9 protein-coding genes are annotated in these 12,906 nt (G+C 38.7%); 8 read left to right on the top strand and 1 reads right to left on the bottom strand.

All coding sequences use genetic code 11. The features are described 5' to 3' along the window. Nucleotides 1–18: 18 nt before the first annotated feature. On the bottom strand, nucleotides 19–2,385 hold the full coding sequence (locus tag LIX50_RS00725) for a DNA internalization-related competence protein ComEC/Rec2 (RefSeq protein ID WP_048954166.1): 2,367 nt from the start codon (nucleotides 2,383–2,385) through the stop codon (nucleotides 19–21). Between the two features lie 259 nt (nucleotides 2,386–2,644). Between LIX50_RS00725 and dksA the strand changes: the two genes are divergently transcribed. From dksA to glnE, 8 genes are all read left to right on the top strand, one after another. Beyond that, nucleotides 2,645–3,082 carry an RNA polymerase-binding protein DksA gene (gene dksA / locus LIX50_RS00720; RefSeq protein ID WP_005627987.1) on the top strand — a complete coding sequence of 146 codons (438 nt, stop codon included), beginning with the start codon at nucleotides 2,645–2,647 and terminating at the stop codon, nucleotides 3,080–3,082. 247 nt (nucleotides 3,083–3,329) lie between these two features. Then, nucleotides 3,330–4,688, top strand: a complete 1,359-nt coding sequence (pcnB, locus tag LIX50_RS00715; protein WP_048954314.1) for a polynucleotide adenylyltransferase PcnB — start codon at nucleotides 3,330–3,332, stop codon at nucleotides 4,686–4,688. A gap of 8 nt (nucleotides 4,689–4,696) precedes the next feature. Beyond that, a complete protein-coding gene (gene folK / locus LIX50_RS00710) occupies nucleotides 4,697–5,179 on the top strand; it encodes a 2-amino-4-hydroxy-6-hydroxymethyldihydropteridine diphosphokinase (RefSeq protein ID WP_048954167.1) in 483 nt (160 codons plus the stop codon). Nucleotides 5,180–5,254: 75 nt separating this feature from the next. Continuing rightward, the gene (gene tsaE / locus LIX50_RS00705) at nucleotides 5,255–5,731 is read left to right on the top strand and encodes a tRNA (adenosine(37)-N6)-threonylcarbamoyltransferase complex ATPase subunit type 1 TsaE (RefSeq protein ID WP_005635434.1); all 477 of its coding nucleotides are present in this window, start codon (nucleotides 5,255–5,257) and stop codon (nucleotides 5,729–5,731) included. Nucleotides 5,732–5,738: 7 nt separating this feature from the next. Continuing rightward, nucleotides 5,739–7,109 carry an N-acetylmuramoyl-L-alanine amidase gene (locus LIX50_RS00700; RefSeq protein WP_048954168.1) on the top strand — a complete coding sequence of 457 codons (1,371 nt, stop codon included), beginning with the start codon at nucleotides 5,739–5,741 and terminating at the stop codon, nucleotides 7,107–7,109. Beyond that, complete coding sequence (gene mutL / locus LIX50_RS00695; protein WP_048954169.1) at nucleotides 7,110–8,999, top strand: DNA mismatch repair endonuclease MutL; 1,890 nt, start codon at nucleotides 7,110–7,112, stop codon at nucleotides 8,997–8,999. 7 nt (nucleotides 9,000–9,006) lie between these two features. Further along, complete coding sequence (gene miaA / locus LIX50_RS00690; protein ID WP_048954170.1) at nucleotides 9,007–9,942, top strand: tRNA (adenosine(37)-N6)-dimethylallyltransferase MiaA; 936 nt, start codon at nucleotides 9,007–9,009, stop codon at nucleotides 9,940–9,942. A gap of 5 nt (nucleotides 9,943–9,947) precedes the next feature. Continuing rightward, nucleotides 9,948–12,893 (top strand): bifunctional [glutamate--ammonia ligase]-adenylyl-L-tyrosine phosphorylase/[glutamate--ammonia-ligase] adenylyltransferase, encoded by a 2,946-nt coding sequence (gene glnE / locus LIX50_RS00685; protein WP_048954171.1) that lies wholly within the window; start codon nucleotides 9,948–9,950, stop codon nucleotides 12,891–12,893. Nucleotides 12,894–12,906: the final 13 nt, after the last annotated feature.

The raw sequence follows: 12,906 nt of genomic DNA, 5'->3' as shown, positions 1-12,906 counted from the left end.
TTGCGCGCATTGTACCTTTTATTCGTTCGAGAATCCAATTACACGCGCATACCAAGGGGAAAATTCTGTGCGCGCTTGTTGGATTTCTAATCGGTCTTTAAAGAAATTTACCCTTACTTGCCCTGAAATTGCGGTATTTTCTACCGCACTTTTATAGCGTTGAAGCCTTTCTATAACCGAATAATGGGGGAATTTCCACGAATTCCAACGTCCACTAGAAATAATGGCTACATCTGGTCTAACCTGAGAAAGCAAGTATTCACTTGTCGATGTTTTACTCCCGTGATGCCCTACTTGTAACACATCAATTTTGCCTAAAGTTCGGGCAAAAATTTGCTCATTTTTTACTTCAGCATCGCCAGTCAACAAAACGCTATGCTTTCCATCATCAACTAAAATCACACAAGAATGGGGATTATCTGCTCGCTCCACAATAGAGTGTGGTGAAAGTATTTGAAAATGTAGCCCTTGCCAATCCCAATCACGTCCAGCAGTACAAAAAGTGCGGTGATTTTCCCCATAGTTTTTTCGTGAAGGAGTAATAAATTCCACATTCCGATACGCCTTTAAAATTATCGAAGCACCACCTGCATGATCGTTATCGTCGTGGCTCAAAATCAATTTTTCCAAAGTAATCCCTTCTCGTTGCAAATAAGGCAAAATTTCTAATTCAGCCATATTTCCCCCTTGCCATGCAGGGCCTGTATCATAGAGAATCCCTTTACCATTTTTTACAATCAAAGTAGCTAAGCCCTGCCCCACATCTAAAGTATCTACCTGCCAAATTGGCTTGCTTAGTTGCTTGAACAACAAAATCATAAAACACAGCGACATAATGCCGAAAGAACATCGCAAAACGTTGATTCGATCATTTTTTAGCAAAGGTTTACTGAGATTTAATGTAAAAAATCTTGCTCGTTTTATTTGTTTGGTTGATGATGAAATCTCGGGTTCTCGGTAAACACTCCAAATAATTAGCATAAAAATTCCTGCACAAAGTGCGGTTAAAACCAGCGCTAAATTTAATGAAACATTAAACCAATTTCCTTGAAAAACAGAAATTAACCAAGTGATTCCTTCCGCTAGTTTGTTTGCAAGTTGCCAAGAAAAACAAGCTCCATTAGTAAAAACAGCAAATAAAATCAAGGGTACGAGGAAAAAACTATAAAGTGGTACGGCAATAAGATTGGCTAAAAATCCACTCAACGATAAGCCATTAAATAAAAAAAGCTGCAAAGGCGTAAAAAAGAGCAATAACCCAAATTGCAAATGAAATAAACTTAAAATCCACCGCACTTTTGGTGAAAAGGATTGATTTTTCCATTGAAAAAGAGAAAAAGGCACATAACGATACCATAGGATCAAACAAGCAACGGCTCCACAAGAAAGCCAAAAACTGACCGAAAGTGGCATTAATGGATCGCAGAAAAGCAAGAATCCGACAACCAGCGTAAAAAGCTGAAGAGGCGAATAATGTCGCCTCATTATTTGAATGAAGAAAACAAAAACAAGTGCTGAAATGGCACGAAAAGTGGGTACGCTAAAACCAGCCAAATACGCATAAATTAAAGCAAATAAAACACCAAAAACTAAAGGAAAATAAGGATGAATAAAACGGGTGGGGAAAAATACTTGCACAACACGCACCAAGTAAAATCCAATCCCCATAGCCAACCCAATATGTAAGCCAGAAATAGCAATAAGATGCGCGGTATTGGTTTGTTGGTAAATTGACCAAGTGGTTTTATCTAACCACGCTCGTTCGCCAAAAGCTAACGCGATCAATAAACCTTGTAGAGATAATCCTTTCGTTTGCTTCTTTACTTGTTGCAATTTTTCTGCTCGCAATGATGAAATATCAGCAATTTTCACCGCACTTTTTACGGTTCCAACAGCCATAATCCCCTTTGAAAAATACCATTGTTGCCGATCAAATCCACCAAAATTTAATCGCGCAGAAAGTGGCCGTAAGGAAATTTCCGCTTGCCAAATTTCCGATAATTGAGGCACTTCTTTTGCCTTCCAATTTAAAAAAATTCGTTGCTCTCGTAAGTTATCCGCCAATGTTGCTGTGGCGATAATAGTTTGATAATCCTGTTGGTGCAAAATTTCTTGAATCTCAAAAGTCACCACTTGTTTTTGAGCGGTAACGCTTTGAGCCTGTTGTAACAAGCTGAATGCGGAATGATGTGTATACCCTAGAGAAACAACAAAAAAAGCAAGAAAAACTAAGAAGTTTCTGCGTACAAAGATAAAAAGAAAAATCAAGGTAAGCGCAATAACCAGCGCAACTTGCCAAGGCAATAGCAATGACTGTGGTAGAAATAACAACGTTAAATCCGCAACAATCAACAAGATAACCAAAGTTATTAAGTTTAATTTCATTTTTATAGCTATTTTAGGCTTATCGTTCTAAGCCTAAAATAGATTCATCTCAATGTGCAAAAGGTTGCTGACGTTTCTGCGATCTATATCGCAAAAATAAATGTTTCAGGAAAATTTACTTGCTAAAAAAAACAACTTCTGATATTTATAGCGCCCTCAAAAATTGGGTTCCTAAAAGTGCTGTCAGGAACAAACTAAAATAACAAGACAGGAAGTCGTGAAGTTCACGCTTAAATTCTGTATGTATTAGGAGTGAGAGATGTCAAAAGCATCGTTGAGCTTGCTAGATTTAGCAGGCGTAAAGCCTTATCAAATGAAAAAAGATGAAGAATATATGAGTGAAGATCAAATTCTTCATTTCAGAAAAATTCTTAATGCTTGGCACGAGCAAATCGTGGAAGAAGCTTCTCGCACCGTTGCACATATGCAGGATGAAGTGACCAATTTCCCCGATCCCGCAGACCGAGCAACTCAGGAAGAGGAATTCAGTCTAGAATTACGTAATCGCGATCGCGAACGTAAACTAATGAAAAAAATTGAAGCAACCCTGAAAAAACTTGATACCGATGATTTTGGTTACTGCGATTGTTGTGGTGAAGAAATTGGCATTCGCCGTTTAGAAGCACGCCCAACAGCAGATCTTTGCATTGATTGCAAAACTTTAGCTGAAATCCGCGAAAAACAAGTCGCTGGTTAATTGATTCTATTGAAAAATACAAAAGTGCGGTTAAAATTAGCCGCACTTTTTTGCATTTAAAAATGCGGAAAAATCCCCTTGCCTTTTCTTTACAGAAAAAGAGCTAAACCATTTATTTCCAACTAAAAAAACGGAGTAAATTATTCTTACTTATATCAAAAATTTGTTTGGCAAGAAGACAAAAAAATCAAAAGAGGTTGCCAAAACAAGTGCTCATTCTAAACGAGTTGAGCGTTCCAATACTCAAATGCCAAAAGCGCGGGCAAAAAAATCAGAACAAACACACCGCTACGATAAAAATGTAATTAAAGCGGCTCAATTTGATATTTCACCGCGTGATTTTAGCCGTAATGCACTCACCGTAGTGGAAAAACTGCAACGTCAAGGTTTCGAAGCTTATATCGTCGGTGGATGTATCCGCGATTTATTGCTCGGTAAAAAACCAAAAGATTTTGATGTTGCAACAAACGCCCGTCCTGAGCAAATCCAAAATATTTTCCAACGCCAATGCCGTTTAGTGGGTCGCCGTTTCCGATTAGCACATATTATGTTTGGTCGAGATATTATTGAAGTTGCCACTTTCCGTGCCAATCACAGTGATGCTCGCAATGAAAATCAAGCGAAACAGAGCAATGAAGGCATGTTACTGCGCGATAATGTTTACGGTACGATCGAACAAGATGCAGAACGCCGAGACTTTACGGTCAATGCGCTGTATTACAATCCGCAAGACAATACCTTACGTGATTATTTTGATGGTATTCATGATCTCAAAGCGGGAAAACTACGCTTAATTGGTGATCCAGTTACGCGTTATCAAGAAGATCCTGTACGCATGCTACGCTCCATTCGTTTCATGGCAAAACTTGATATGTTCCTTGAAAAACCGAGCGAACAACCAATTCGTGAACTTGCGCCTTTATTAAAAAATATTCCGCCAGCTCGCTTATTTGATGAAAGTTTAAAATTATTACAAGCAGGAGAAGGGGTAAAAACCTATCGCTTATTACGCCAATATGGTTTATTTGAACAACTTTTCCCTGCATTAAGCCCATATTTTACAGAGAAAGAAGATAGCTTTGCAGAACGCATGATCGTCACCGCACTTACTTCTACGGATGAACGTGTTGCGGATAAACTTCGTATTAATCCTGCATTCTTATTTGCAGCATTTTTCTGGTATCCATTACGCGAAAAAGTGGAAATATTGAAAAATGAAGGCGGTTTAAATAATCATGATGCTTATGCTTTGGCGGGGAATGAAGTTTTAGATTTATTCTGCCGTACTTTGGCTGCACCTCGTCGTCATACTGCTGTCATTCGGGATATTTGGTTCTTACAGCTACAATTATTAAAACGTACTGGTTCAGCACCAATGCGCACCATGGAACACCCAAAATTCCGTGCTGGCTTTGATTTACTGGCTATGCGTGCGGAAATTGAAGGTGGAGAAACGATTGAATTAGCCAAATGGTGGCACGAATATCAATTCAGCAATGGTGAACAGCGCGAACAGTTGATACACGAGCAACAACGCCTACATCCCAAACCAAAGAAAAAATACTACCGCCCACGCCGTCGTAAAACAACGCGCTCATCAGAATAAGGGAAGAGATGATTACTGCATATATTGCCCTTGGTAGCAATTTGAATACACCAGTAGAACAATTACATTCTGCGCTTAAAGCGATAAGTCAGTTACCAAACACACATTTGGTAACGACGAGCGCTTTTTATAAAAGCAAACCACTCGGCCCACAAGATCAACCCGATTATGTGAATGCCGTTGCAAAAATTAAAACCGACCTTAGCCCGCTTGCACTATTAGATGAATTGCAACGCATTGAAAATGAGCAAGGTCGAGTACGTTTACGTCGCTGGGGTGAGCGTACGTTAGATTTGGATATTTTGCTTTACGGCAACGAAATCATTCAAAACGAACGCCTAACAATTCCTCATTATGATATGCATAATCGTGAGTTTGTCATTGTGCCGTTGTTTGAAATCGCATCGGATTTGGTCTTACCTAACACTCAACCACTAGCAGATTTGGTCAAGCAATTTGATGACCATGAAATGATAAAATTAAATCCCTAGAAATTTCACCGCACTTTTATGAACCTCAAAAGTGCGGTAGAATCTGCCCACATTTTTCTTCATTCATGACCCGTTATGGAAAGCTTAACTCAATATATCCCTGATGAATTTTCTATGCTCCGCTTCGGCAAAAAATTTGCGGAAATTCTTCTAAAATTGCATACCGAAAAAGCAATTATGGTTTATCTTAACGGTGATCTTGGGGCAGGAAAAACAACGCTGACACGCGGAATGCTGCAAGGTATCGGCCATCAGGGTAATGTAAAAAGCCCAACTTATACGCTGGTTGAAGAATACAATATTGCAGGCAAAATGATTTATCATTTTGATTTATATCGTTTAGCAGATCCTGAAGAGCTCGAATTTATGGGCATTAGAGATTATTTTAATACGGATAGCATCTGCTTAATTGAATGGTCTGAAAAAGGCCAAGGCATATTGCCGGAAGCGGATATTTTAGTAAATATTGATTATTACGATGATGCACGAAATATTGAATTAATCGCACAAACAAACTTAGGTAAAAATATTATAAAAGCATTCTCTAATTAATTTATTTATGAAAACTAAAATTTTATTTTCTCTTTTTTTCTCAACGTTTAGCTTCTCTCTTTTTGCAGCCCCAATTACGATTGCAATTGACCCAGGTCATGGAGGAAAAGATCCAGGTGCAATCAGCCGAAACTTGGGCATTTATGAAAAAAACGTCACCCTTTCGATTGCAAAAGAGTTAAAAGCCTTACTCGATAAAGATCCAAATTTTCGTGGCGTATTAACACGAAGCGGTGATTACTATATTTCCGTGCCTGAACGTTCAGAAATCGCACGTAAATTTAAAGCGAATTATCTCATTTCCATTCATGCGGATTCATCTGAATCACCTGAACGTCGCGGTGCATCAGTCTGGGTGTTGTCAAACCGTCGAGCCAATGATGAAATGGGTCAATGGTTAGAAGACGATGAAAAACGCTCCGAATTACTCGGTGGCGCAGGAAAAGTGCTTTCACACAATAACGATAAATACCTAGATCAAACTGTGCTTGATTTACAATTTGGTCATAGCCAACGTACAGGTTATGAACTTGGCAAGCATATTTTAAGCCATTTTTCAAAAGTGACGACCTTAAGTCGCAGTGTTCCTCAACACGCAAGTCTTGGCGTTTTACGTTCGCCCGATATTCCTTCCGTATTAGTGGAGACAGGTTTTCTATCAAATTCTGATGAAGAACAAAAACTTAACTCACCAGCTTATCGCCGTCGTATCGCCTATATGATTTATGAGGGATTAGTGGTTTTCCGCGGCGGAAAAGCTAAATCTTTCATAAGTGATGATATTGTTCAGAATAGCAAACAAAGTGATACAAAAAATACTGAAAAAAATGACCGCACTTCCGATAAAAATACCAATGAGAACAGCGTAAAAGATAGTGGACTTCGCCACACCGTCAAAAATGGGGAAAGTTTAGGAAGCCTTGCGAATAAATATGATGTCAAAGTGGCGGACATTGTGGCGTTAAATAAATTAAAACGCGAAGCGCTTTGGATTGGTGAAACCATCAAAATTCCAGATAATGGAAAAACTCAAAAGGCACAAGATGAAAAAATAAATTCATCAAAAAATAAAGAAAGTGCGGTGAAAAAAGCAGAGAAAACGACTGAGAAAAGCAATACTTTAAAAGTAGAAAAATCAGAAAATAAAACGGATAAAAATAAATCCTCAAATAAAACGAAAAAAGAGGAAACCTCATCCAATAAAAAATCTGATGAGAAAAAAGAAATTCCGCTTTACCATGTCATTCAAAAAGATCAGACAATCTATGCTGTATCGCGAGAATACAATATTTCAGTTAACCAAATTTTAAAACTAAATCCAAAATTAAAAGATGGTAAAGCCCTGAGCGGACAAAAAATTAAATTAAGAGAAAAATAAATGCCAATTAAAATTCTTTCCCCACAACTTGCTAACCAAATTGCTGCTGGTGAAGTGGTAGAACGCCCTGCGTCTGTGGTGAAAGAATTAGTGGAAAATAGCCTTGATGCAGGTGCAAATAAAATCCAAATCGATATCGAAAATGGTGGGGCAAATTTAATCCGCATTCGTGACAATGGCTGTGGCATCCAAAAAGAAGAATTAAGCCTGGCTCTAGCTCGACATGCTACTAGCAAAATAGCCGATCTTGACGATTTAGAAGCCATTTTAAGTTTGGGTTTTAGAGGTGAGGCATTGGCAAGTATCAGCTCTGTATCTCGCTTAACGCTCACCTCTCGCACCGAAGCGCAAACTGAAGCGTGGCAAGTTTACGCGCAAGGCCGTGATATGGAAACAACGATCAAACCTGCATCACATCCTATCGGCACAACAGTTGAAGTCGCCAATCTTTTTTTCAACACGCCAGCTCGTCGAAAATTTTTGCGCACAGACAAAACAGAATTTGCTCATATTGATGAAGTCATTCGCCGCATTGCTTTAACAAAATTCAATACGGCATTTACATTAACGCATAATGGGAAAATCATCCGTCAATATCGTCCTGCTGAAACGCTTAATCAGCAACTAAAACGTGTCGCCGCTATTTGTGGGGATGATTTTGTCAAAAATGCCTTACGAATTGATTGGAAACACGATGATTTACATTTATCAGGCTGGGTAGCCACACCAAATTTTAGCCGAACTCAAAATGATTTAAGTTATTGCTATATTAATGGTCGAATGGTGAGAGATAAAGTGATCAGCCATGCTATTCGACAAGCCTATGCACAATATTTACCAACCGATGCTTATCCTGCGTTTGTGTTGTTTATTGACTTAAATCCACATGATGTGGATGTAAATGTTCATCCAACCAAACATGAAGTGCGATTTCACCAACAACGTCTCATTCATGATTTCATTTACGAAGGCATCAGCCATGCTCTAAACAATCAAGAACAGCTTAATTGGCACACAGAGGCAAGTGCGGTAGAAAATCCCGAAGAAAATACGGTGCGTGAACCCCAACCGAATTATAGCATTCATCCTAATCGTGCAGCTGCGGGGCAAAATATCTTTGCGCCACAATATCATGAGAAATCACAGCAAAATCCACCGCACTTTTTTAATACACCAGTGTTGCCAAATCATGTAAGCACTGGTTATCGAGATTACCGTTCTGATGCACCGAGTAAAACAGAGCAACGTTTATATGGTGAATTGTTACGCACATTACCGCCTACAGAGCAAAAGGATATATCGAATACAGCACAACAAAATATTTCAGATACACCTAAAATCATCTCAACTGAAATAATTGAGTGCCCATCACATCTGCGCGCCCTTTCACTTATTGAGAATCGCGCGCTGTTATTACAACAGAACCAAGATTTCTTTTTGCTTTCATTGGAAAAATTACAACGCTTGCAATGGCAATTAGCTTTACAACAAATACGCATTGAACAACAGCCCTTATTGATTCCCATCGTGTTTCGCCTAACTGAATCACAATTTCAAGCATGGCAACAATATTCAGATGACTTCAAAAAAATTGGCTTTGAATTTATTGAAAATCAAGCACAATTACGCTTAACCTTAAATAAAGTGCCAAGTTTATTGCGTACACAAAATCTACAAAAATGCGTGATGGCAATGCTGAATAGAGAGGAAAATTCATCACCATTTTTAACCGCACTTTGCTCAGAATTAGAATGCAAAGCCTTTAATGCTTTAGCGGATGCACTTAATTTATTGAGCGATACAGAACGTTTACTCACGCAAACAAATCGCTCGGCATTTACCCAGTTGCTAAAACCTGTTAACTGGCAGCCTTTATTAAACGAAATTTAGATTCTTCATGAAACCAACCGCAATTTTTTTAATGGGCCCAACAGCCTCAGGCAAAACAGATTTAGCTATTCAACTACGAAGCGCGCTTCCAGTCGAAGTGATTAGTGTGGATTCAGCTCTCATTTATAAGGGAATGGATATTGGCACAGCGAAACCATCAAAAGAAGAACTTGGCCTTGCGCCTCATCGATTGATCGATATTTTAGATCCGTCAGAAAGCTATTCCGCAATGAATTTTCGCGCCGATGCGCTACGCGAAATGGCAAATATTACTGCACAAGGCAAAATTCCATTATTAGTGGGCGGCACGATGTTGTATTACAAAGCCTTAATCGAAGGGCTTTCTCCCTTGCCTTCTGCTGATGAAAATATTCGAGCTAAGCTTGAACAAAAAGCGGCTCAACAAGGTTGGGCAGCATTACATACAGAACTCGCCAAAATCGATCCTATTTCTGCCGCTCGAATTAATCCAAGTGATTCTCAACGAATCAATCGTGCTTTAGAAGTTTTTTACATCACAGGAAAATCACTCACAGAGCTGACGGAAGAAAAAGGCGAAGCCTTGCCTTATGATTTTGTGCAATTTGCAATTGCGCCACAAGATCGTCATATTTTGCATGACCGAATTGAACAACGCTTTCATAAAATGATTGAACTGGGTTTTCAAGCTGAAGTGGAGAAACTTTATGCGCGTGGTGATTTAAATATTAATCTACCTTCAATTCGCTGTGTAGGCTATCGTCAGATGTGGGAATATTTACAAGGCGATTACGATCACGAGGAAATGATTTTCCGTGGTATTTGCGCTACGCGCCAACTTGCAAAACGCCAGCTCACTTGGCTGCGCGGTTGGAAAACACCAATACAATGGCTGGATAGTTTGCAACCTCAACAAGCGAAAGAAACCGTATTACGTCACTTAGATTCTTATCAAAAAGGTTAGAAAAAATGACCGCACTTTCTGCCCTCATTGAACAAAAATTACAATCTATTGGTACAATCCTGTGCCAATCTTTTCCAGAACTTTCCCCAGAAAAAATTCACGAAACCATTCAACAAAATTCAAATCATCCTGAAATGCCTGTTTATCAATTAGGCTATGCTATGGCAATGTCTGACTTTGTGGAAAAAGTTTTGCAAAAATACCCGCACTTAGTGAAACAATGGTGGGAAAAATCGCCCTGTTTTGCAGATTGCTCTGACTATACTGAACGTTTGAATAGAGAGTTAGCCAATGCACATAATGAAACCGCACTCTATCAAACATTACGCCAATTCCGTAACATTGAAATGGCAAAATTAAGTTTTTGTCAAAGTTTGAATCTTGCCACTGTAGAAGAAATTTTTGTTCAGCTTTCACAACTTGCAGAAAGTTTAATTATCGCTGCTCGCGATTGGCTTTATCATCAAGCCTGTGCGGAGATGGGCATACCAATGGATGAACAAGGCAATCCGCAACAACTTTATATTCTAGGAATGGGGAAACTAGGCGGCTTTGAACTCAATTTTTCCTCGGATATTGATTTAATTTTCACTTATCCATCACAAGGGGAAACATCCATTGAGAATGCGAATGCTCGACGTTCTGTGGATAATGGAAAATTCTTTACGCGTTTAGGACAACGCCTTATTTCTGCCTTAGATGAATTTACCTCTGATGGTTTTGTGTATCGAACCGATATGCGCTTGCGTCCATTTGGTGACAGCGGTGCGCTTGTTCTCAGCTTTGCCGCAATGGAGCAATATTATCAAGATCAAGGTCGAGATTGGGAACGCTATGCCATGATCAAAGGGCGAATATTGGGCGCACAAACAAAGGATCCCAACGTTTCAAAATTACAAAAAATGTTACGCCCTTTTGTGTATCGCCGCTATATTGACTTTAGTGTGATTCAATCTTTACGCGAAATGAAAGGCAAAATTGAGCGAGAAGTACGCCGTCGTGGTTTGAAAGATAATATTAAATTGGGTGCAGGGGGGATTCGTGAAGTCGAATTTATCGTGCAAGTATTTCAACTCATTCGAGGCGGGCGAGAAATCAATCTACAACAACATTCACTCTTAAAGATCTTGCCTGAAATTACCAAACTAGGATTAATTACCGAGCAACAATTCCACGATTTACGTGAAAGTTATATTTTTTTACGCCGAGTAGAAAACATTCTACAAGCTATTAACGATCAACAAACTCAAACACTACCAACCGATGAAATAGATCAAATTCGTTTAATCGAGGCATGTAAAACATTCACCTGTTTAAATGAAAATAATCAAACTATTGAAAAACATTATCCAATAGAAAATTGGGACAATTTTTACCGCACTTTGCAACAAAAACAAGAAAAAGTGCGGGCAGTATTTACTCAATTAATCGGTGATGAACAAGATGAGCCTTCACAAACTGATAGCCAATGGCAAGATTTTTTAGAATTAGATTTTGAGGATATTGAACAAACATTATTAGAGAGTGGTGTATCAGAAAATAATATTGATGACGTTTTAGAAAAGCTTGCTCAATTCAAAGACAGCCTAAATCACAGAGTGATTGGTTCGCGTGGGCGTGATGTTTTGAGTCATTTAATGCCAATAGTACTTGCACTTATTTTTGAACAAGAAAATTACCGCACTTTGCTCCCCCGAATTCTGAACATTATTGAAAAAATTTCGAGTCGCACGACTTATTTAGAATTATTATTGGAAAATCCTCGTGCCCTTCAGCAAGTTATTGAACTTTGTGCGCAGTCTCAACTTATTTCAGAACAACTGGCTCGCCACCCTATCTTATTAGATGAATTGCTTAATACAGAGGCGCTACGCCATCCGTTACCATTTACCCTATATCCTGCAGAGTTACACCAATATTTACTTCGTTTACCACCTGATGATGAAGAACAGCTTATTGATGCTTTACGTCAATTTAAACAAGCAACCCTATTAAAAGTGGCCGCAGCAGATATTTTGGGAGCATTACCAGTGATGAAAGTGAGCGATCATTTAACCTATCTTGCCGAAGCGATTATTGAAGTCGTTGTGAATCTAGCTTGGAAACAAGTTTCCTCTAGATTTGGCATACCTGAACATTTACAAAATGATGAAAAAGGATTTTTAGTGATTGGTTATGGAAAACTGGGCGGTATTGAACTCGGTTATAAATCCGATTTAGACCTAGTATTTTTGTACGATGCCGTAGAAAGTCAAACAACAGGTGGCAAAAAAGTGATTGATAGCAATCAATTTTACCTGCGTTTGGCACAAAAGATTGTGAGTATTTTCAGCATAAATACTTCCGCTGGCGTACTTTATGAGGCAGATATGCGTCTACGCCCGTCTGGCGATGCTGGCTTAATTGGCTGCTCTCTTTCTGCATTTGCCCATTATCAATTAAATGAAGCTTGGACATGGGAAAAACAAGCTCTTGTGCGTGCTCGCCCTGTATTTGGTGAATCATCTCTTAAAGCTAAATTTGAGCATATCCGCCAACAAGTACTTTCTGCATCACGAGATATTGAACAATTAAAACGAGATGTTGTGGAGATGCGAGAAAAAATGTTCACACATTTGTCCCATTCAAAAGATGGTGAATTTAATCTTAAAACAGATCGCGGCGGTATCACTGATATTGAATTTATCGCTCAATATTTAATGCTTGCCAATGCCCCTCAAAACTCACAATTGACAAAATGGTCAGACAACGTACGTATTTTCGATGATATGGCAGAGGCTCAAATTATTAGCCAAACAGACTGCGACACATTAAAACAATGTTATGTTGATTTACGCAATGCTATTCACCATTTAAATTTGATAGGTAAATCCTCCGTTATGGATGAAACTGAATTTGTCAAAGAGCGGTCATTTATTCAAACATTTTGGGATAAGCTATTTAGTTCATAAAATAGTAATTAAA

Source organism: Haemophilus sp. Marseille-P9675 (genome assembly GCF_916862695.1).
GTDB lineage: Bacteria > Pseudomonadota > Gammaproteobacteria > Enterobacterales > Pasteurellaceae > Haemophilus > Haemophilus haemolyticus_K.
Note: the sequence above shows the minus strand (reverse complement) of the source record. Positions and strands in the feature narration are given on the sequence as shown.

What these genes read in the sequence shown, in the direction of transcription:
- dksA (WP_005627987.1), top strand. Translation starts at nt 2,645, where the DNA reads ATGTCAAAAGCATCGTTGAGCTTGCTAGATTTAGCAGGCGTAAAGCCT.
- mutL (WP_048954169.1), top strand. Translation starts at nt 7,110, where the DNA reads ATGCCAATTAAAATTCTTTCCCCACAACTTGCTAACCAAATTGCTGCT.
- LIX50_RS00725 (WP_048954166.1), bottom strand. Translation starts at nt 2,385, where the DNA reads ATGAAATTAAACTTAATAACTTTGGTTATCTTGTTGATTGTTGCGGAT.
- LIX50_RS00700 (WP_048954168.1), top strand. Translation starts at nt 5,739, where the DNA reads ATGAAAACTAAAATTTTATTTTCTCTTTTTTTCTCAACGTTTAGCTTC.
- miaA (WP_048954170.1), top strand. Translation starts at nt 9,007, where the DNA reads ATGAAACCAACCGCAATTTTTTTAATGGGCCCAACAGCCTCAGGCAAA.
- glnE (WP_048954171.1), top strand. Translation starts at nt 9,948, where the DNA reads ATGACCGCACTTTCTGCCCTCATTGAACAAAAATTACAATCTATTGGT.
- pcnB (WP_048954314.1), top strand. Translation starts at nt 3,330, where the DNA reads ATGCCAAAAGCGCGGGCAAAAAAATCAGAACAAACACACCGCTACGAT.
- folK (WP_048954167.1), top strand. Translation starts at nt 4,697, where the DNA reads ATGATTACTGCATATATTGCCCTTGGTAGCAATTTGAATACACCAGTA.
- tsaE (WP_005635434.1), top strand. Translation starts at nt 5,255, where the DNA reads ATGGAAAGCTTAACTCAATATATCCCTGATGAATTTTCTATGCTCCGC.